Here is an 18,347-nt window from a genome sequence, read left to right as displayed (position 1 = left end):
TCGTCTTTGGCTGGGTCTCAATGTGTGTGATCGTTGATGCTACTCACTTCAACAAGGCCGGGGGTCATTCCTTTAAGCAAAGTGTGACCGACTCGAACACAGAGCTGGTCGCGTGCACCGGCTGCGCACACAGTTCGCCCACGTGTTTGCCTATTCGGATCCGCCGCATCCCGTCAACCGCGTCGCATGAGGCGGGCAAGGCCCGGCCGACTTCGACGGCCCGTTCGGGGAGGTGTGTGATTCAGCCATCGGTGCGGTTGCGGCGACGATGTGAATCCTGCTCCGGGGATCGGCGCACCCCTTCTCCGACGTTGCCGACCCGCGAATCCCACGGTCCGCTCCGACCGCTTCCGTATCGGCGTTCGTATGCGCTGCCGGTCCGGTCGTCCGGGGGTCCTGGACGCTCCAGGAAGAGCGATTGATGAGCGATTGCTTGAGCGAACCGCTGTCGGGCGCTGCGGTACGGTTGCCCGACGGAGGTGACCTGGATGTCGGATGCGGAGAAGCTGTTCGGCGCGGTGGACGCGTTGCTGGAGCAGGTGACACAGGAAGAGCTCCCGGACCCCGCCGAGCGCAAGCGACTGCGCGAGGCGGCCGGACTGAGCCAGGCCCAGATCGCCAAGGCGCTGGACGCCCGGCGGGAGGCAGTGGGCAACTGGGAGGCCGGGAGGACCGAGCCCCGGCCGCCGAAGCGCGCCGCGTACGCCCGGCTCCTGGAGGGCCTCGCCGCACGGTTCCCCGAGACCGCCTCCGGGACGCCCGGGGCCACCGCCCCCGCGACGCCCGCCCCCGGGGCCGCAGTCTCCGGCACGCCCGCGACCGAAGTGCCGGACGGTGCCGAAACGTCGACCGGGCAGGCGGACACGTCTCCGCCGTCGCCCGGACCGTCCCGGGCGCCTGAAGCCGCGCCCGCACCAGCCGCTCCGTCCGCGCCCGCCGGTCGGCCGCCGAGGGAACCGGCCCCGCGGAAGGCGACCACGAAACCCGGCCCCGCGCAGGCCCCCGCCGACGCGCGGTTCGAGAACGGGCCTCTCGCCGTCGTCGACGTCGAGGACGGCCAGGTCCTCGCCCACTGTGCCGGTGGCCTCCTCCTGGACGTGCCGGCCAAATCCCTGCCGGCGCTGGTCGAGTGGACCCTCGCCGAGTCGAAGCTCGGCGCGCCCCGGCTGAGCGGCCCGGGCAGGGACGCCGATCCGCTGCTGGTCCTGACGGAGTCCGCCTGTGAACGGTACGGCCTGCCGGTCCGGCTCACCAAGGAGGAGCGCCTCTCAGGGCGCCTGCCCGAAGACCACAAGGCCGCCCGGCAACTGGCCCGCGCGGAGTGGAAGCTGACGAAGCGGGGCCTCGGTCCCTGGGCGCGGATCTACCGCCCGGCGCGGGACGGCAGGCGCGCGTGCGTCCAGCTGTGCATCCCGTCCTGGGACGCCCTCGAGAGCCGCCACTGGGGGAACGCCGCGGGCCTTCCGGCGCCCGACCTCGTCCGAGTGCTCGGCACCTACGCGACGCGCGTGCTCACACCCCGTGGATCGACCGCCGTGACCGGCCTGGAGCTGATGACGGCACTCCACCCACCGACCCGGGCCGGCAGACCGGATGCCGCAGGCAAGCGGCACGGGGAGCCCAACCCCGGCTCGCTCGGGGAGGATCCGGTCGACTGCGCACCGTGCGAGGCGCCCGACGGGCACCCCCTGCTCGCCCACCTGCCGAGGTTCCACGAGCGCACCCCGGCCGAGAAGCTCGTGGAGGAGGCGTACGACTGGGCCCGTCCGCTCACCGACGACGAGTACACCAAGCGCTACGTCGTCGGCATCGACGTGAACATGGCCTTCGCGGCGGGCGCCAACGGCACGATCGTGGGACTGGGTGCTCCCACGCACCTCCGGCGTCCCGACTTCGATCCGAAGCTTCCCGGTTCCTGGCTGGTCGACCTCTCCCGGCTGGAGATGGACGAACGGCTGCCGTCCCCGTTCACGCCGAACGGCGAGCGGCCCGAAGGCCCCGCCTGGTACGCGACTCCCACCGTGGCGTACGCGGTGGAGCTCGGCTGCCGGGTGGCGCCGGCCGAGGCGTACGTGAGGTACGAGAACGGGCGGTACCTGGACGGATGGTACAACCGGCTGCGCGACGCCTACATCGCCACGATGGCCGACCTGGGGGTCACCTCCGATCTCGGCCCGGGGGAGTTCCTCGCGGCGATGGAGGGCCACCGGCACCGTGACCCGCAGATGGCAGCGGTGCTCTCCGCGGTCAAGGCCACGGTCAAGGGCGGCATCGGCAAACTCCGCGAACGCCCCCGGGGCGAGCGGTGGAAGCCGGGCGAGCCGTGGCGGGCGCTGTCCCGCCCGACGTGGCGGCCGGACATCCGCGCCGCCGTCATCGCCAGGACCCGGACGAACATGCACCGCAAGATGTTCAAGCACGCCGCTTTCACCGGCGAGTACCCGGTCGCGGTCCTTTCCGACTGCGCCGTGTACGCCGCCGACGGGCCCGGGCCCCTGGACTTCCTCCCCTACCGGCAGGACAAGCCGCTGCCCGGTGGCTTCCGCCTCGGTGTGTCGCCGGGCATGGTCAAGCACGAAGGCACCCAGACCGTGCTGTGGGCTGAGGGCGTGCGCGAGGAGCACGGCCAGGAACTCAACCTCGCCCGCTACATCAAGGACGGCCAGGTCACCTCTGCGGACACGGGGGAGTAGACCGCGATGAGCATGTTCTCCGAAGGCCTCGACAAGGCGGTGGAAAGGGCGTTCACCCGGCCCGTCCCCAGATCGGCCGGCGCGCAGATGCGCTACCTCGTCAAGCAGTACAAGGGCACCAAGGCCGTCGCCCAGATGCTGCGAGTCTCCCAGCGCACCGTCGAACGGTACGTCAAGGACCAGATCAAGCATCCTAGGAAGGATCTGGCCACCCGCCTGGAGCGGGAGGTGAGGAGGCGCTGGCAGCCCCGGGTCCGGGCCAGGGCCAAGCAGTCCGCGGCCACCAGTACCGGCCTCGTCATCGACACCCGCGCCCGCTTCGGCTACACCGCGGCCCCGGGCACCACGGACGACGCCCGGCTGCGCCACCTCACGGTCGCACTCCCACCCACCTACGCGGCGCGGCTCTTCGAGGCACGTGACCAGGGGGCCGACGACCGGCGGCTCCGGGACATCGCCGCGGAGGGCCTCCAAGAGGTGTACTTCAAGGACGGTGGCCGCCGCGCCGCCGGGCTGTCCGTCGAGTACACCGACCTCGAACACATCGAGTTCGACCTGTAGGGAACCCGGCCCGGCCCGTCCGCGGTCCCCGTCCGCCCGGACGCGGTGCGCCTGCCCTTCTCCGCGGATCTCCCTCGCGCCCGTGTCCGGTGTCCGACAACTCGGTGTGAGTCCGGCGCAACCATCCGTGCCGTTCGTGGGTCACATGAAGTAGGAGCAAACAGCTCTGAGGGACACAAGGGGGAAATAATGGGAATCAGGCGCAATATCGCGACTGCCGGTGCGGTGACCGCACTGGTGGCGGGTGCCACGGCCGCCTTCGGCGGGACCGCCCTCGCCGCACCCGGCGTCACACCGCAGGGTGTGTGCGGCAGTGCCTACAAGACCGTCAACTCCGTGCCCGTCGGCTCGCTGGGAACCGTCTACCTGACCTACAACTCCTCCAACGGCAGGAACTGCGTCGCGACCATCCGGGCCACGCCGGGCAAGGCCAAGTCCATGTCCACGTACATCTACGTTCCCGCCACCGACGAGTACGCCGGGGACTCCGGGAACTACACGTCGTACGCCGGGCCGGCCCGCGTCTACGGCAAGGGCTACTGCGTGGGCTGGGGCGGCAACATCGACAACGTGTACGTGTCGGTGGAGAACTCCAACTGCGCGACGCTGAAGGAGCACAGGGTCACCGAGATCCGCTGACCCCGTTCATGACCCGGCCGTGAGTTCGGGGTGTCAGGCGCTGTCCGCCCTGCTCGGCGTCGCCCAAGCACCCGCAGCAGGCCTGGCCGGCATCCGCTGGGACGCGGATGCCGGCCAGGCCGTGCCGTGCCGTTCTACGCTTTCCGGGCTTCCCGCGCCGACGAGGTCAGGGGACCTTCACCCAGTCGAGGGTGCGTTCCACAGCCCGCTTCCAGCCCGCGTACCCCTCCGCGCGCTGCTCCTCGGACCACTGCGGCGACCACCGTTGCGACTCGTTCCAGTGGGTGCGCAGCTCGTCGGTGTTCTGCCAGAACCCCGTTGCCAGCCCCGCCGCGTAGGCTGCGCCGAGGGCGGTCGTCTCCGCGACGACCGGACGGCTGACCGGCACACCGAGCACATCGGCCTGGATCTGCATGCAGAGGTTGTTGGCCGTGACACCGCCGTCGACCTTGAGCACGTCGAGATGGACACCGGAGTCCTGCTCCATGGCCTCCACGACGTCACGGCTCTGGTAGCAGATGGCTTCCAGGGTCGCCCGCGCCAGATGGGCGTTGTCGTTGTACCTGGCCAGGCCGACGATCGCCCCTCGGGCGTCGGAACGCCAGTACGGCGCGAACAGGCCCGAGAACGCGGGCACGAAGTACATGCCGCCGTTGTCCTCGACGGAGCGCGCGAGCTCCTCGCTCTCGCCCGCCGTCTTGATGATCTTCATCTGGTCGCGCAGCCACTGCACCGCGGAGCCGGTCACGGCGATGGAGCCTTCCAGTGCGTAGACCACCGGGCTGTCACCGAACTGGTACGCCACGGTCGTGAGGAGGCCGTGCTGTGAACGGACCAGTTCCGTGCCGGTGTTGAGCACCAGGAAGTTGCCGGTTCCGTAGGTGTTCTTGGCCTCTCCGGGAGCGAAGCAGACCTGCCCGACGGTGGCCGCCTGCTGGTCGCCGAGGACGCCGCCGATGGGAATCGCGGCTCGGAGCGGCCGGGAGGTTCGCGTCGAACCGTAGGCGTCCGGGTGCGACGAGGGGTTGATCTTGGGCAGCATCGCCCGGGGGATGCCGAAGAAGCCCAGGAGTTCCTCGTCCCAGTCGAGGGTCTCCAGGTCCATCAGCATGGTGCGGCTCGCGTTGGTGACGTCGGTCGCGTGGATACCGCCGTCGGGACCGCCGGTCAGGTTCCACAGGACCCAGGCGTCGGTGTTGCCGAAGATGGCGTGACCTGCCTCCGCCGCCTCCCGTACGCCGTCGACGTTCTCCAGGATCCACTGGATCTTGCCGGCGGAGAAGTAGGTCGCGGGCGGCAGTCCCGCCTTGCGGCGGATGACGTCGCCGCGCCCCGTGCGTTCGAGGTTCGCCGCGATGGCGTCGGTGCGGGTGTCCTGCCACACGATGGCGTTGTAGTAGGGCCGGCCGTTGCGCGGGTCCCAGACCACCGTGGTCTCACGCTGGTTGGTGATACCGATGGCCGCCAGGTCGCTCGGCGAGAGTCCGCCGTGCCGCATGGCGTTCTGCATCACCGAGTTGGTGCGCTCCCAGATCTCCACGGGATCGTGCTCCACCCAGCCGGAGCGGGGCAGGATCTGGGCGTGCTCCAGTTGGTGCTTGGCGACCTCGTTGCCGCCGTGATCGAAGATCATGAATCGGGTGCTGGTGGTCCCCTGGTCCACCGCGCCGATGAAGTCCGCCATGATGTGTCGCCTCTCGGGCCGGGTTCGTCAGTCCTTGGGGGCCGGGATACGTCCCGGCGGCTCGGGTACCGCGGACGGCAGGAAGCGTCCGACGAAGCCCTTGTACAGACCCGCGCCGAGCAGACCGCCGACCAGTGGGCCCAGGATGGGCACCCAGAAGTAGAGATTCCCGTACTGATCGCGCCAGGCCCCGTTGTACCCGGTGATGAAGCTCGCGAGCCGGGGGCCGAAGTCACGTGCCGGGTTGATCGCGTAGCCCGCGTTGGTCCCCCAGGCCATGCCGATCGCGACCACCACCAGGCCGATGATGAACGGGCCCATGTTCGAGCCGGGCGGTGTGTTCAGCAGGTCGGTGATGGCCATGATCAGCAGCAGCAGGATCGCGGTGCCGATCACCTGGTCGCGGAACGCGCCCCACTCGTGGACCGGCAGTGCGGGGTTGCCGTTGGCGGGCAGGGTGGAGAACACCGTCTGCGTCTTGATGGTGTGTCCGGGGTCGGCCTTCGCCAGCGCTTCGCTGTAGTTCCAGCGGACCAGGAGTGCGGCCACGAACGCACCGGCCGTCTGGGCCAGCGCGTAGGGCGCGACCTTGCTCCAGGGGAACCCCCTGAACGCCGCGAGCGACAGGGTCACCGCGGGGTTGAGGTGGGCGCCGCTCAGCCGCGCCGCCACATAGACACCGAGGGTGACACCCAGCCCCCAGGCCCAGGCGATGCTGTCGTGGTCCCCGAGCCCGCCGGGGGGATCCGTCAGAGCACCACCGGCGGCCACCTGTGCCACCACACCGCACCCGAAGAGGATGAGGATCATCGTGCCGGCGAACTCGGCCGACAACTCACTGATCAATCCGGACTTCATACGTCGCTCAGCCATGGAAGCTCGCTCTCTCCGCCGGCTGAACCGGCCGTCGACTGTCCGAGCAGTGTCAGTAGGCTAGAACGCGTCGCAGAAGACCGCATATCAAGACGAATCGCCCCCGGGGGCTGCGTCTGTCGGTTCATCACCACGCGGATCTCCCGGAAACCTCAGGCCCCGGGCGGCCGACGGGCGGCTCTGGAGGCCCATCCGCTCGTTCAGGGACCGTCGTCCACGCTGCCGCGATCGGGTGAGACCGCGCCCGGCGCGGCGACGTCCACCGCTTCGTACGTACGGGAGACCGGGCGCCGGTCACGGCGCTACCGTGCGCAGACCGACGTACACCCGCCCAGGAGTCCTCGATGAGTGAACAGCCGGCCCCCACCGAGGCCCGCCGGCAGTTGGAACCCGCGACCGCGGACGCGGTCCGCGCCTACGCGGCCAAGACCCGTGCCGATGCCGACCGGCTGGCCGCCGTCCTCGAGGACATCGCGGCCAACGGGCTGCCGCCCGTCGACGAGTGCACCCCCTGGGAAGAACTCCGCGACGCACGCCTCTCCCACTTCGCCGCCCAGCGTCCCGCGGTGGCCTGACGGCCCCCGGGCGCGCACGCGTCGCCTTCAGAGATTCGGCGGCCAAGCAGCTCGAAGAGCTCTCCGAGAGCGCCGTACACGCCTTGAACCGCACGCTCGTGGTCATCAGTGTCAGCCCGGACATCGGCGACCCCATCCCGACGACCGGCGCGCAACCTCCCCTGCGCCTGTACGCGGACGAGATCGAGGACGTCCGGGTCCTGTACTTCGTGACCGCGCTCCGCACCGTGGCCGTCGTCGCCTACATCGAGGTCTGACCTTCAGGGGCGCTGCGTCGGCGTACCGGCGGGCACACCCGTGGCGCGTATCTGTGCGGTGGAGGAGGGGGACCGTGCCCCGCCGGGCGTCACGAGGCGACCTGGCCCGGCACATGGCAAAGGCAAGGAGTTGTGCCCCTCCTTGCCACTCTCAAGGTATAGCGCACAGGGGGCCTTGCGGCAAGACCCGGGTCGTGACGCAGAATCTCCGACCGGAGCCGGCCCCGCCGACATCACGCCCGCCCGTGGTTCGTTCGCATCCCGGGTGCCGCGGTTCCGCGGAACGCCTGGTCGCCCATGGCCTGACCACGCGGAGTGACCGGCCTGGACCGACATCACGCCCTGGGGGTTTTCATGATTGACGTCATCGTGGTCGGCGGGGGGCCGACCGGCCTGATGCTGGCAGGCGAGTTGAGGCTGCACGGCGTCCGGGTGGTCGTGGTGGAGAAGCTGACCGCGCCGACCTCGCAGTCCCGCGGGCAGGGCCTGCACGCGCGGAGCGTCGAGATCATGGACCAGCGGGGACTGCTGGACCGGTTCCTCGCGGTCAGCGAGAAGTTCCGGGTCGGCGGTCTCTTCGGTGGCATAGCCAAGCCGTGGCCGGACCGGTTGGACACCGCCCACCCCTTCGGGCTCGCCACCCCGCAGCCGGTCACCGAGCGGCTGCTCGACGAACGGGTGCGCGAACTCGGTGCCGACATCCGGCGCGGCTGCGAAGTCACCGGGGTGAGCCAGGACGCGGACGGCGTGTCCGTCGAGCTGGCGGGTGGGGGCACCGCCCACGCGGGAGGCGCACACCTTCGGTCGCGCTACCTCGTCGGCTGCGACGGGGCCCGCAGCGTCGTGCGCAAGGAGTCCGGGATCGGTTTCCCCGGCGAGCCGGCCACGGTCGAGACACTCCTCGGTGAGATGGAGCTGACCGAGGATCCGGCGACGATCGCAGCCACTGTCGAGGAGGTCCGCAGGACCCAGCTGCGGTTCGGGCTCATCCCCCTCGACGGCGGTGTGTACAGGGTCGTCGTGCCCGCCGACGGCGTGACCGAGGACCGTACGGCCGCGCCGACCCTCGACGATTTCAGGCAGCGGTTGCGGGCCGTCGCGGGCAGTGACTTCGGCGCGCGTTCGCCGCGCCGGCTCTCCCGGTTCGGCGACGCCACCCGGCAGGCGGAGCGCTACCGTCTCGGCCGGGTGCTGCTGGCGGGCGACGCGGCGCACATCCACCCGCCGACCGGTGGGCAGGGCCTCAACCTGGGCGTGCAGGACGCCTTCAACCTGGGGTGGAAGCTCGCAGCGGAGGTCAACGGCTGGGCACCGGAAGGGCTGTTGGACAGCTACCACGCCGAACGCCACCCGGCGGGCGCACGGGTGCTGGAGAACACCCGCGCGCAGATGGCGCTGTTGGGGTCCGATCCGGGCGCGACCGCGCTGCGGCAGCTGTTCTCCAGGCTGATGGACTTCGAGGAGGTGAACCGGTACGTGACCGGGATGATCACCGCGGTGGGGGTCCGCTACGACTTCGGCGAGGGGCATGAGCTGCTCGGCCTGCGGATGCGGGACCTGGAACTGAGGAGCGGGCGCCTCTACGAGCTGATGCGCAGCGGCCGCGGACTCCTGCTCGACGGGACCGGCCGCCTCTCGGTCGAGGGCTGGGCCGACCGGATCGACCACGTCGTCGATGTCGGTGGGAACCTCGGCATGCCGGCCGTGCTGCTGCGTCCGGACGGCCACGTGGCGTGGGTCGGTGAGGACCAGCCGGATCTGCTCGGCCGGCTGCCCAGGTGGTTCGGCGCTCCCGCCACCTGAGCGAGCGGGCCGCCGGAGCCGGCGCGCGGACCGGGGACCGCCGGGTTCCGCGGCCGACCCCGCGAGGCTCACCCGGTTCCGTGCGGCAGCCTCACCGCCCGGAAGGCCCGACCTGGCCCGTACGGACGGATCCACGGGCGCGGTCGGTCGTGGGTCAGGCCAGCATTCCCGCGCGCAGCTTGCCGAGGGTGCGTGTGATGAGGCGTGAGACATGCATCTGGGAGACGTCGAGTGCGGCACCGATCTGCGACTGCGTCATCTCCTGACCGAAGCGCATCTCGATGATCCGGCGCTCGCGCTCGTCGAGCTGCTCCAGCAGCGGGGCCAGGGCGTGGAGGTTCTCCACCGTCTCCATGGCGGAGTCCGGCTCGCCCAGGATGTCGGCGAAGGTCCGCGACCCGGTGCCCGTGGTCTCACCGGTGTCGGTCGGCAGGTCCAGCGAGCCGGCGGTGTAGCCGTTCGACGCGATGATGCCCTCGATGACCTCGTCCTCGGTGAGGTCCAGGAAAGCGGCCAGTTCCTTCGCCGTCGGGTCACGGTCCATCCGCGTGGCGAGCTCGTCCTTCGCCTTCGCCAGTTCCACTCTGAGCTCCTGAAGCCGTCGTGGTACGTGGACGGCCCAGGTGGTGTCACGGAAGAAGCGCTTGATCTCGCCGACGATGTACGGCACGGCGAAGGTGGTGAACTCGACCTCTCTGGAGAGCTCGAACCGGTCGATCGCCTTGATGAGGCCGATGGTCCCGACCTGGGTGATGTCCTCCATGTCACCGCTGCCCCGGTTGCGGAAGCGGCGGGCGGCGAATCGGACCAGGGAGATGTTCATCTCGATGAGGGTGTTGCGCGCGTACTGGTACTCGCGCGTCCCCTCCTCCAGGACCCGGAGCTGCTCGAAGAACAGCGTCGACAGAGCGCGTGCGTCCTTGGGGGCGACCTTGCCCGCGTCCTCGATCCAGGGCAGTTCACCGACCCGCTGCGGTGAAGTCCCCGAAGTCGGCGCGCCCCCGGTGTGTATGGTGCCCGCGGTCTGTTCAGCGATCATTTGATTTCCCACCCTTGCTCGTGCTGAGCGTGCTTCGTGCCGAGCCCCTGCCCTGCTTGGGTGGGCCCATGCGTGAGATCGCGATTTTTCTTGCTGTGCGGAAACAGTTGTCTCCGGACATCGTAAGATGAGCAGCGTCGGCCATCGGTGCGCCCTCGTGGGCGCGCCGCGCCGGTCGGGTACAGGCCCCGTACGCTGGAGGTCGAGAACCTGGGCCCCGTCAGCGGTCCCGGGGTTCGGCGCAGCATGATGAGGAACAGGATCACGTGGACAGATTCGCTGCCGTTGAGCGGGAGCTGCGCAAGGCCGCACCTCATCTGCTCCTCGATGCCGTCACGGTGGCACTGCGGGAGCAGTACGACGTGCGGAGCGTGGAACTGCGGCTCGCCGACTACGGCATGACCACGCTGCAGGTGGTCTCGGAGGTGCCGCTCGCGGAGCCGGTGCACGTCCACGACAGCCCGCAAGGTCGGGCATTCGGCGCGCAGGAACCGCACGTCGAGTCCCGGAGTACACCCGGCGAGGTCACCGCGCACCTTCCGGTCACCGTGCGCGGCGACCGGCTCGGTGTCCTCACGGTCACCGCGCCGGAGGGCGGCTGCTCCGGCGAGGACCTCGAGGGCATGCAGCGGATCTGCGAGGCGCTCGGCCACGAGATCCTCGTCGCCGAGCGCGACACCGACCTCTACCTCCTCGCCCGCCGCGCCACCCGGCTGACGCTGGCCGCGGAGATGCAGTGGCAGCTGCTGCCGGGCCGCTCCGTGTCCCGGCCCGAGTTCACGCTGGGCGCCCATCTCGAACCGGCGTACGCGATATTCGGCGACAACTTCGACTGGTCGGTGTCGGCCCATCACCTCACGCTCACCGTCACCAACGGCATGGGCAAGGGGATGGAGGCGGCGCTGCTGACCAATCTCGTCGTCAACGCCCTGCGGAACGCCCGGCGTGCCGGGCTGGACCTTCCCGGTCAGGCCAGTCTGGCCGACCAGGCCGTCTATGCCGAGTACCGGGGTGCCCTGCACGCGGCCGTGCTGCTGCTGCGCTTCGACCTGGCCACGGGCGAGGTCGAGGCCGTCGACGCGGGATCTCCCCGTATGTGGCGGATGAGGGGTGGCAGCGTCGAGGCCGTCGACTTCGACGCGCAGCTGCCGCTGGGCATGTTCGAGGAGACGGAGTACGTCACCGAGCACCTGCGCGTGGACCCCGGCGACCGGCTGCTCATCGGTAGCGACGGTGTCTACGACAGCGCGTCGGAGGCGGGGGAGCGCTACGGGCAGCACGCTCTCGCGCGGTCGCTGTCGGCGCACCGCTTCCTGCCCTCCGCGCAGGTGCCTCTCGCGGTTCTGCGGGATCTGCGGAGTTACCGGGGCGACACCCCGCTGGACGACGACGCGCTGGTGGTCTGTATGGACTGGTTCGGCAGGCAGTCCTCGGGCGGCGGCAAGTCCGCCTGACCTGAGGCGACGCTGGACGCGACGGTCGGCCGGTGCCTATCCGGTCGACCGCAAGGGTCTCGCCCCGCCGCTGTCCTGCCCCGAGGCCCCGGCCGCGTTGCGGAAGGCCCTGAGCCCTTCGAGGAACGAGCGTCGCGCCTTGGCCGGCATGGCGCCGATCGTGGACATCAGCACCTCCTCCCTGCGCATCCGCAGGTCGACGAGGTAGTCCTTGCCGTGGCCGGTCAGTCGTAGTTCCAGTTCCCGTCGGCTCACCGGGCTGGGTGTGCGCTCCACGAACCCCGTGGCCTGCAGTCGGTCGCACAGCCTGCTGACCGAGGGGGAGGCCGAGCCCAGGGCCTCCGCGAGCATGCGCAGATTGATGCCCTCCTCCCGGTCCAGGATGTACAGCACCCGCAGCTGGGAAGGGGACACCGGGCCCGTCGGCACCGCGTCCCGCCCGTGTTCCCAGAGGACTTCGAGGAGTTCGACGAACTCGGAACCCTCGCGGCCCGCGTCCCGGGACCGGTGGTCGGGTTCAGGGTTCAGGCCCATGGTGTTGACTCTCCGATCCGGCATCGTCTCACTCGTCCGTCTGGCCACCGGGCGGGTAAACAAACCGGGTGTTCGATGCGCTCTTGTGGAAAGCCAGGGCAAAGGTTCCGGGACACGCGCGTGGCCCCGAGTATCGTACCTCCGTCCGCATCAGGTTCTGGGGTCCAGGCCGGGCCCGGTATGTTTCCGCATGGCAACAGTTTCCGTAGGGTACGGTTCCGCAGTCGACAACCGTTACGTGATCTTCAGCGGTCACCGCCGCTCCCGGCCTGGAGTACGCATACCCATGACGCACAGCCCGCCCCTCATCCTCACCGTCCGGCACCCGGCGGAGTCGATCGCCGTCCTCACCGTCGCAGGCGAGATCGACGTGGACAGCGTGCCCGCCCTGCGGACCAGGGCGCTGGAGCTGATCAGGCGGGGCAGACCGCATCTGATCCTCGATCTGGCGTCCGTGGGGTTCTGCGACTCCTCCGGCCTCAACACGATGATCAGCGTCCTGCGCTATGCGAAGGACCGGCACGGATCCCTCTCGCTCGTCGCGGCGCCACCCCACGTCACAAGGCTGCTGGACGTCACGGGGGTCGGCTTCCTGATACCCGCGTTCCCCACCACCGCCGAGGCCCTGGGGCGCATCGGGACGGCCGGCTGATCCTCCGAGGAGCACGAGGAACTCCCTCAGGCGGCCCGTGGCCGGCAGTGGGCCCGACGGTGCCGGACCGGTCGGGCACCGGTTCAGGGGTGTTCGCAGTACTGGAGCACCCCTCCGACGGAGAAGCAGAGCGCTCCCACGAGCGTTCCCCAGTCGGCCACGTCGACGTTCACTAGGCTTCCCGTGGCGGGGCGGGTGAAGGCGGCCAGCGCCGCGGCCATGAAGCACGCGGACCCGAGCTGGTTGACGGCGACGATCCACCAGCCGAGGTCGCCGGATCGGACCCGCGGACGGCCGTGGCAGACCTCGACCAGGGCGAGGTGCCCCGAGACAAGGAACAAGAGGCACCCGACCATGTCGGGTGCCCACACCAGTGTGTCCACCTGGCGGACGGAGAGACCTTCGAGCAGGGAGCTCAACAGGTTGATACCGAAGACCAGGGTTCCCGCGAGGAGCAGGAACGTACTCAGCCAGTCGATCCGCGTGGGCTCGTAGCTCCACCATCTCCAGCGCCGTACGGCCCGCACCACGGTCCCGTCGTCCTGGCGAGGAGCGTTGACCGACTGGAGCAGGGACGCGTAGCCACCCGTGGTGAAGAACAGGCCGCCGACGAAGTAGATCCAGGCACCCGTCGCGTCCCCGGGACCGAACTGGGCCACTCCGGCGCCGACGGCGAAGAAGCCCCCACCGACGGTGAACGCACCCGCCGTGACGGAGTTCAGCCGCCGCAGGCGGCCGATCGACACGCTGTCCGCTCTCCGGGTACGCGGCTCACGCCCGCCCGCGGCCCGGACGGTGAACAGGCCGCGCTTGCGTGCCGGGCGTGACTCCCAGACGGCGGTGCCACCGTCGTCGAGGCGCCAGGTCAGCCGCGTCGTGAACGGTCCCGCACCCTCGGCGGTCTCCTCGGTTCGGCTCACCCGGCCGACCCTAGCCGCCCGGCGCGGCACCGCCGGGAACATCCACGCGCGCGCCGACGGCGCCCCGGCGTGCTGCCGGCCCCCGGGCATGGCGCGCGCTGGTCCTCCTCGGTGAACGACTGGACGGTCAGGATCGGCCCATAGGCCAGCGTCGGGGCGTAGAAGTACCCCTTGTCGCCATACCCCCGCGACCGGCCGGAACGCGACCGCAGGTCAGCTTTCGGTGTCCGGGTGCCGGGGGAGAGTCGTGGCGGTGTCGAAGAAGAAGGAGTCGATGCTCTGGACCGTCTCGATGAATTCGTCGAGGTTGACGGGCTTGGTGACGTACGCGTTGGCGTGCTGGCGGTACGCGTCGTCGATGTCGTCCGGCGCCGCCGACGTGGTCAGCACGACGATGGGGATGCTGGACAGGTCCGAGTCGTTCTTGAGGACGTTCAGGACCTCGCGGCCGTTCATCCGCGGCATGTTCAGGTCGAGCACGATCAGGTCGGGCCGGTCGGTCCGCGGATCGCGGAGGTACTCCAGCGCCGCCACCCCGTCGTCGGCCCGCTGGATCCCGCGCGCCATACCGTGCTCCGTCAGGGCCTCTTCGATCAGCATGGCGTCGGCCATGTCGTCCTCGACGAGCAGGACTGTGTAGCTGCGTGGGGCGAGGCCGTTCATGAGCGAGCTCCGGGTCTGATGGTGGGGGAGGGGGCGTGATGCGGGACGGGCGGTGAAGACGAGTCCGGGCCAGCGTTTACGGGCGCCCTGACGGCTGACACCCCATGCCCTGCCCAGCTGCGGATAGCCGGCGCCCTCCTGCGCGGCGGTCCGCGCGGCCAGGGCGGCGCACTCCTCGACCGCCCGGCCGAGGTAGGCGAGTGCGCGCAGTGACGCGAGAGCGTCGTTGCGGAGCTCGTCCGGATCCTGACCGTCGGGAACACCCACGGGAGAGCTCACGACGAGTTGCCGTGCCGCTTCCGCGACGGCCAGTCGTGCCCGTTCGGCCAGTTCCTCCTGCTCAGGGTCCATCCGCGTCTCAACTGCCATGGGTGCACCGTAGACTCCGAGGCGGCCCGGGGACAACCATGGTTGTCCCCGAGGGTAAAGTGACCCGCCCCGGTAAGCCTCCGGGCCGAGGAGAGTGGACCGACGTGCAGATCGACGCCGTTCAGCAGGCCCCGGTGACCCCGAAGCGGCAGGCCGAACACGGCTGGACCACCCGTGGCTGGCTGGGTGCGTGCTCCGCGGCGGCGCTGGTCGTCCTCCTCGCCCTCACCGGGTGCGGAGTCTGGGTCCTCGCCCATGCCACGGACGTCAACAAGCAGCTCGTCGAGCGCTGGTCCCCGGCTCTCGTCGCCTCCGTCCGGATGGAGAGCGCCCTGATCAATCAGGAGACGGGCATCCGCGGGTACGGCATCACGGGGAAACGCGAGTTCCTCAAGCCGTACCAGGACGGCACAGCCCAGCAGACCGCGGCGGCCGCGGAGCTGGCCCACCTCGTCGAAGGCGACGAGCACGCCACCGCCGACCTCGCCCGGGTGCGGGAGCGCTCCGAGCGATGGCAGGCCACCACCGCACGCCCGGTGAGCGAGGCAGCCGACCCCGTCGGTTCCGCCGCACGGCACATCGAGGCCGGCAAGGCGGAGTTCGACGCCCTCCGTACCGCGCTGGCGGACCAACAGGTCCGCATCCAAGCCGAACGAGACCAGTCGCGCGACGATCTGCGGGCGGCGCGAACCCTGCGCAACACGGTGTTCACGGTCATCGCCGGCGTGGTCCTCCTCCTGATGGCGCTCGCCTTCGCCGGCCTGCGCCGGGGCGTCCAGGTACCGCTGGACCGACTGCGTACGGACGTCCGGAAGATCGCGGACGGGCAGTTCGACCACTCCGTCGCGCCTTCGGGCCCCGCGGACCTGCGGGCACTGGCGACGGACGTGGACGGGATGCGCCGACGCCTGGCCGGAGAGCTCGAGTTCAGCGACCGCGCCCGCGCCCAGCTCGACGAACGGGCGACGGAGCTGCGACGCTCCAACGAGGAGCTGGAGCAGTTCGCCTACGTGGCGTCCCACGATCTCCAGGAGCCGCTGCGCAAGGTCGCCAGCTTCTGCCAGCTGCTGGAACGCCGCTACTCCGATCAGCTCGACGACCGCGCCAGGCAGTACATCGCCTTCGCGGTCGACGGCGCCAACCGGATGCAGACACTGATCAACGACCTCCTGACCTTCTCCCGGGTCGGGCGCTTGCACGCCGTCGACACCGACGTCGCTCTGGAGACCGTGCTGCGCCGCACGACCAACGCCCTCGGGTTGGCCATCGAGGAGACCGAGGCGGTCGTCACCCACGACCCGCTTCCGGTGGTCCACGGAGATTCGACCCAGCTCGGAGTCCTGCTGCAGAACCTGATCTCCAACGCCATGAAGTTCCGCGCCCCCGGTGTCCCGCCCCAGGTCCACATCAGCGCCCGCGAAGCCGTGGACGGCGCGGAGGGCTCGCAGGACACCGATCCCCGCTGGGAGCTCGCGGTGAGCGACAACGGCATAGGCATCGGCCAGGAGTACGCCGAAAGGATCTTCGTGATCTTCCAGCGCCTCCACACCCGGGACAGCTATCCGGGCAACGGCATCGGCCTCGCCCTCTGCAAGAAGATCGTCGAGTACCACGGCGGGGCCATCACCCTCGACAGCGACCACACCCCCGGCACCCGCTTCGTCTTCACCCTCCCGCGCGCCCGCGCCGAAGCGCCCACGGTGGCTTCCGAACTCTGATCCGGCCGAGCCGACGACCCGCCGGGGGAGGCAGGAACCCGTGCGATCAGCCGCTCACGTCCGGCACCGCCCCGGAGGGCCCGCCGCGGGATGGAGCGCCGAGCCGGCCGTCGCGGACCTCGGTGACCGCGTCGGCGGCACCGAGCAGGGACCGGTCGTGCGTCACCAGGACGGTGGCGGTCGACCTCTCACGGGTCAGGGTGGTGATGAGGCCGATCACGGCGGCGCCGTGTTCGTGGTCGAGCGCGCTCGTGGGCTCGTCGACCAGGAGCACGGCCGGGTCGTTCATCAGGGCGCGGGCGATGTTGACGCGCTGTCGTTGGCCACCCGAGAGCTGATGGGGGCGGCGGCCGGCCTGGTCGGCGAGGCCTACGGCGTCGAGCATGTCCAGGGCACGGGCGCGCTCCTTCCGGGCACCGCGGCCGTCGAGGTGCGCCATGACCTGGAGCTGCTCGCAGGCGGTGAGGGAGGGCAGCAGACTGGGTTGCTGGAAGACGAGGCCGATGCGCGTGCGGCGCAGGGCCGTCAGGTCGGCGCGGCTCAGCCCTCCGGTGTCGGTGCCGGCGATCGTCACACGCCCGGAGTCGGGGGTGACGAGCGTCGCGGCCACCGCGAGAAGGCTGGACTTGCCGGACCCGGACGGTCCGACGACCGCGGTCATGGTCCCGGCGGGGACACTCAGGCTCGCACGGTCCAGGGCGGTCAGGCGGCTCGCGCCGTCCGGGTAGGTCAGGGTGACATCGGCCAGACGCAGACCGGTCGTGGGGGTGGCGGTGTTCATCGGGCACTTCCCAGGGCGGTGAGGGGGTCGACGGAGGTGATGCGCCGGATGGACAGAGCCGCCCCGAGCAGGCCGAGGACGATCATGACGGTCATCGGGACGAGGACGGTGGCGGCGTCCAGCACGAAGGGGACCGGGCCGCCCCCCACGGCGGCGCCGAGGCCGGCCGCGAGGACCGTGCCGGAGGCGGTACCCAGGAACAGGAGGACCGCGGCCTGTCCCAGGGCGTCCCCGAGGAGATACCCGGTGGAGGCGCCGAGCGCCTTGAGCACAGCGATGTCGCCACCGCGCTGAATGGTCCACACGGTGAAGAAGGCGCCGATCACCAGGGCCGAGATGGCGAACAGGAAGCCGCGCATCAGCTGCAGTGAACCGTTCTCCGCGGCGAACGAGCCGATCGCCTGGAGCGCGTCGCCGCGGCTGACGGTCCTGGTGCCGAGCCTTCGGTCGGCCGCCGGGAGGTCCGCCCCGGGGGAGGCGGAGAGTGCGACGACGGTGGCCTGCTCGCCGCCGCCGTCCGCCGGGCCCCCGAGGCGCTGCCAGTCACCGAGAGAGGTCCACACGACGGGAGCGTGGCTGTACATCGCCTCGCCCGCCACGGCCGCGACGGTGACCCGGTGGCCGCCCAGGGTGAGGACGTCCCCGGTCCGCACGCCCAGTTCGCCCGCCGCCTTCGTGGACATCACCACGGAGCCGTCCCCGAGTCCGCCGGGGGCCAGGCTTGAACCCGGTCGCACGCCGAAGGCGGACAGGGAGGCGGTGGCGGAACCTGCCTCGGCCCTGGTCATAGTGATTCCGAGCGGCTGGGCCGACTCCACGCCCGGTACCCGGGCCCATTGCTCCCACGTGTGCTGCTCGACGCGCGAGTCGCCGAAGGAGACGTCCTGCCCGTCAGCCGGAGCGGAGAAGGCCAGGTGGCCGGCAGGCAGGCCCGAGACGGCAGAGGTGTTCTCCCTGCCCAGCCCGGCCGTGAGACCGGACAGCAACCCCACCAGCAGCGTGATCATCACGATCACGGCGCCCATGAGGCCGAAGCGGCCCTTGGCGAATCGGAGATCTCTCCAGGCGACGAACACGACACTTGCCTCTTCCGGTGCGGTCCCGGCCGGGCCTGTCGCCCGGCGGCGTATCG

General features: G+C 70.5%; 17 protein-coding genes. 9 read left to right on the top strand and 8 right to left on the bottom strand.

Features of this window, described 5'->3' with window-relative positions; translation table 11 throughout:
* Positions 1 to 488: 488 nt before the first annotated feature.
* The 3 genes from AB0I83_RS13955 to AB0I83_RS13945 all read left to right on the top strand — a co-directional run bounded on the left by AB0I83_RS13955 (position 489) and on the right by AB0I83_RS13945 (position 3,893).
* Positions 489 to 2,693, top strand: coding sequence for a helix-turn-helix transcriptional regulator (locus tag AB0I83_RS13955; RefSeq protein ID WP_363304731.1), 2,205 nt, complete (start codon positions 489 to 491; stop codon positions 2,691 to 2,693).
* A gap of 6 nt (positions 2,694 to 2,699) precedes the next feature.
* Positions 2,700 to 3,254: an XRE family transcriptional regulator gene (locus AB0I83_RS13950; protein ID WP_356529942.1), complete on the top strand. Its 555-nt coding sequence runs from the start codon at positions 2,700 to 2,702 to the stop codon at positions 3,252 to 3,254.
* Between the two features lie 189 nt (positions 3,255 to 3,443).
* Positions 3,444 to 3,893: a spore-associated protein gene (locus tag AB0I83_RS13945; protein WP_363304730.1), complete on the top strand. Its 450-nt coding sequence runs from the start codon at positions 3,444 to 3,446 to the stop codon at positions 3,891 to 3,893.
* Positions 3,894 to 4,059: 166 nt separating this feature from the next.
* Here the strand turns inward: AB0I83_RS13945 and glpK are convergent, their stop codons facing one another.
* Both glpK and AB0I83_RS13935 read right to left on the bottom strand, forming a co-directional pair.
* On the bottom strand, positions 4,060 to 5,577 hold the full coding sequence (gene glpK / locus AB0I83_RS13940; RefSeq protein WP_363304729.1) for a glycerol kinase GlpK: 1,518 nt from the start codon (positions 5,575 to 5,577) through the stop codon (positions 4,060 to 4,062).
* Positions 5,578 to 5,604: 27 nt separating this feature from the next.
* Positions 5,605 to 6,450 carry an MIP/aquaporin family protein gene (locus AB0I83_RS13935; RefSeq protein WP_356529946.1) on the bottom strand — a complete coding sequence of 282 codons (846 nt, stop codon included), beginning with the start codon at positions 6,448 to 6,450 and terminating at the stop codon, positions 5,605 to 5,607.
* Between the two features lie 344 nt (positions 6,451 to 6,794).
* On the opposite strand from AB0I83_RS13935, the gene AB0I83_RS13930 reads away from it, so the two are divergent.
* From AB0I83_RS13930 to rox, 3 genes are all read left to right on the top strand, one after another.
* The gene (locus AB0I83_RS13930; RefSeq protein ID WP_363304728.1) at positions 6,795 to 7,025 is read left to right on the top strand and encodes a hypothetical protein; all 231 of its coding nucleotides are present in this window, start codon (positions 6,795 to 6,797) and stop codon (positions 7,023 to 7,025) included.
* Positions 7,022 to 7,282: a hypothetical protein gene (locus AB0I83_RS13925; RefSeq protein WP_363304868.1), complete on the top strand. Its 261-nt coding sequence runs from the start codon at positions 7,022 to 7,024 to the stop codon at positions 7,280 to 7,282. Before AB0I83_RS13930 ends, AB0I83_RS13925 begins: the two co-directional genes overlap by 4 nt.
* Before the next feature lie 354 nt (positions 7,283 to 7,636).
* Positions 7,637 to 9,085, top strand: a complete 1,449-nt coding sequence (gene rox, locus AB0I83_RS13920) for a rifampin monooxygenase (RefSeq protein ID WP_363304727.1) — start codon at positions 7,637 to 7,639, stop codon at positions 9,083 to 9,085.
* A gap of 154 nt (positions 9,086 to 9,239) precedes the next feature.
* On the opposite strand, the gene AB0I83_RS13915 is transcribed toward rox, so the two are convergent.
* Positions 9,240 to 10,124: a SigB/SigF/SigG family RNA polymerase sigma factor gene (locus tag AB0I83_RS13915; protein WP_363304726.1), complete on the bottom strand. Its 885-nt coding sequence runs from the start codon at positions 10,122 to 10,124 to the stop codon at positions 9,240 to 9,242.
* A gap of 266 nt (positions 10,125 to 10,390) precedes the next feature.
* On the opposite strand from AB0I83_RS13915, the gene AB0I83_RS13910 reads away from it, so the two are divergent.
* Positions 10,391 to 11,578: a PP2C family protein-serine/threonine phosphatase gene (locus AB0I83_RS13910; RefSeq protein ID WP_363304725.1), complete on the top strand. Its 1,188-nt coding sequence runs from the start codon at positions 10,391 to 10,393 to the stop codon at positions 11,576 to 11,578.
* 36 nt (positions 11,579 to 11,614) lie between these two features.
* Here AB0I83_RS13910 and AB0I83_RS13905 read toward each other — a convergent pair whose 3' ends face one another.
* Positions 11,615 to 12,112: a MarR family transcriptional regulator gene (locus AB0I83_RS13905; protein WP_356529955.1), complete on the bottom strand. Its 498-nt coding sequence runs from the start codon at positions 12,110 to 12,112 to the stop codon at positions 11,615 to 11,617.
* 286 nt (positions 12,113 to 12,398) lie between these two features.
* Here AB0I83_RS13905 and AB0I83_RS13900 point away from each other — a divergent pair, with 286 nt between their 5' ends.
* Positions 12,399 to 12,764: an STAS domain-containing protein gene (locus AB0I83_RS13900; protein WP_363304724.1), complete on the top strand. Its 366-nt coding sequence runs from the start codon at positions 12,399 to 12,401 to the stop codon at positions 12,762 to 12,764.
* 83 nt (positions 12,765 to 12,847) lie between these two features.
* Here the strand turns inward: AB0I83_RS13900 and AB0I83_RS13895 are convergent, their stop codons facing one another.
* Entirely contained in the window at positions 12,848 to 13,684 is an 837-nt protein-coding gene (locus AB0I83_RS13895; protein WP_363304723.1) for a hypothetical protein, read from the bottom strand.
* 213 nt (positions 13,685 to 13,897) lie between these two features.
* Complete coding sequence (locus AB0I83_RS13890; RefSeq protein WP_363304722.1) at positions 13,898 to 14,716, bottom strand: response regulator; 819 nt, start codon at positions 14,714 to 14,716, stop codon at positions 13,898 to 13,900.
* 104 nt (positions 14,717 to 14,820) lie between these two features.
* On the opposite strand from AB0I83_RS13890, the gene AB0I83_RS13885 reads away from it, so the two are divergent.
* Positions 14,821 to 16,434 (top strand): ATP-binding protein, encoded by a 1,614-nt coding sequence (locus AB0I83_RS13885; protein ID WP_363304721.1) that lies wholly within the window; start codon positions 14,821 to 14,823, stop codon positions 16,432 to 16,434.
* 46 nt (positions 16,435 to 16,480) lie between these two features.
* Here the strand turns inward: AB0I83_RS13885 and AB0I83_RS13880 are convergent, their stop codons facing one another.
* Both AB0I83_RS13880 and AB0I83_RS13875 read right to left on the bottom strand, forming a co-directional pair.
* Entirely contained in the window at positions 16,481 to 17,215 is a 735-nt protein-coding gene (locus AB0I83_RS13880) for an ABC transporter ATP-binding protein (protein ID WP_363304720.1), read from the bottom strand.
* Positions 17,212 to 18,291 carry an ABC transporter permease gene (locus AB0I83_RS13875; protein WP_363304719.1) on the bottom strand — a complete coding sequence of 360 codons (1,080 nt, stop codon included), beginning with the start codon at positions 18,289 to 18,291 and terminating at the stop codon, positions 17,212 to 17,214. Before AB0I83_RS13875 ends, AB0I83_RS13880 begins: the two co-directional genes overlap by 4 nt.
* Positions 18,292 to 18,347: the final 56 nt, after the last annotated feature.

The organism is Streptomyces sp. NPDC049970 (assembly GCF_040660235.1).
Lineage (GTDB): Bacteria > Actinomycetota > Actinomycetes > Streptomycetales > Streptomycetaceae > Streptomyces.
This window is presented reverse-complemented; position numbering and strand designations above follow the sequence as displayed.

What these genes read in the sequence shown, in the direction of transcription:
- AB0I83_RS13955 (WP_363304731.1), top strand. Translation starts at nt 489, where the DNA reads ATGTCGGATGCGGAGAAGCTGTTCGGCGCGGTGGACGCGTTGCTGGAG.
- AB0I83_RS13950 (WP_356529942.1), top strand. Translation starts at nt 2,700, where the DNA reads ATGAGCATGTTCTCCGAAGGCCTCGACAAGGCGGTGGAAAGGGCGTTC.
- AB0I83_RS13945 (WP_363304730.1), top strand. Translation starts at nt 3,444, where the DNA reads ATGGGAATCAGGCGCAATATCGCGACTGCCGGTGCGGTGACCGCACTG.
- glpK (WP_363304729.1), bottom strand. Translation starts at nt 5,577, where the DNA reads ATGGCGGACTTCATCGGCGCGGTGGACCAGGGGACCACCAGCACCCGA.
- AB0I83_RS13935 (WP_356529946.1), bottom strand. Translation starts at nt 6,450, where the DNA reads ATGGCTGAGCGACGTATGAAGTCCGGATTGATCAGTGAGTTGTCGGCC.
- AB0I83_RS13930 (WP_363304728.1), top strand. Translation starts at nt 6,795, where the DNA reads ATGAGTGAACAGCCGGCCCCCACCGAGGCCCGCCGGCAGTTGGAACCC.
- rox (WP_363304727.1), top strand. Translation starts at nt 7,637, where the DNA reads ATGATTGACGTCATCGTGGTCGGCGGGGGGCCGACCGGCCTGATGCTG.
- AB0I83_RS13915 (WP_363304726.1), bottom strand. Translation starts at nt 10,124, where the DNA reads ATGATCGCTGAACAGACCGCGGGCACCATACACACCGGGGGCGCGCCG.
- AB0I83_RS13905 (WP_356529955.1), bottom strand. Translation starts at nt 12,112, where the DNA reads ATGGGCCTGAACCCTGAACCCGACCACCGGTCCCGGGACGCGGGCCGC.
- AB0I83_RS13900 (WP_363304724.1), top strand. Translation starts at nt 12,399, where the DNA reads ATGACGCACAGCCCGCCCCTCATCCTCACCGTCCGGCACCCGGCGGAG.
- AB0I83_RS13890 (WP_363304722.1), bottom strand. Translation starts at nt 14,716, where the DNA reads ATGGCAGTTGAGACGCGGATGGACCCTGAGCAGGAGGAACTGGCCGAA.
- AB0I83_RS13880 (WP_363304720.1), bottom strand. Translation starts at nt 17,215, where the DNA reads ATGAACACCGCCACCCCCACGACCGGTCTGCGTCTGGCCGATGTCACC.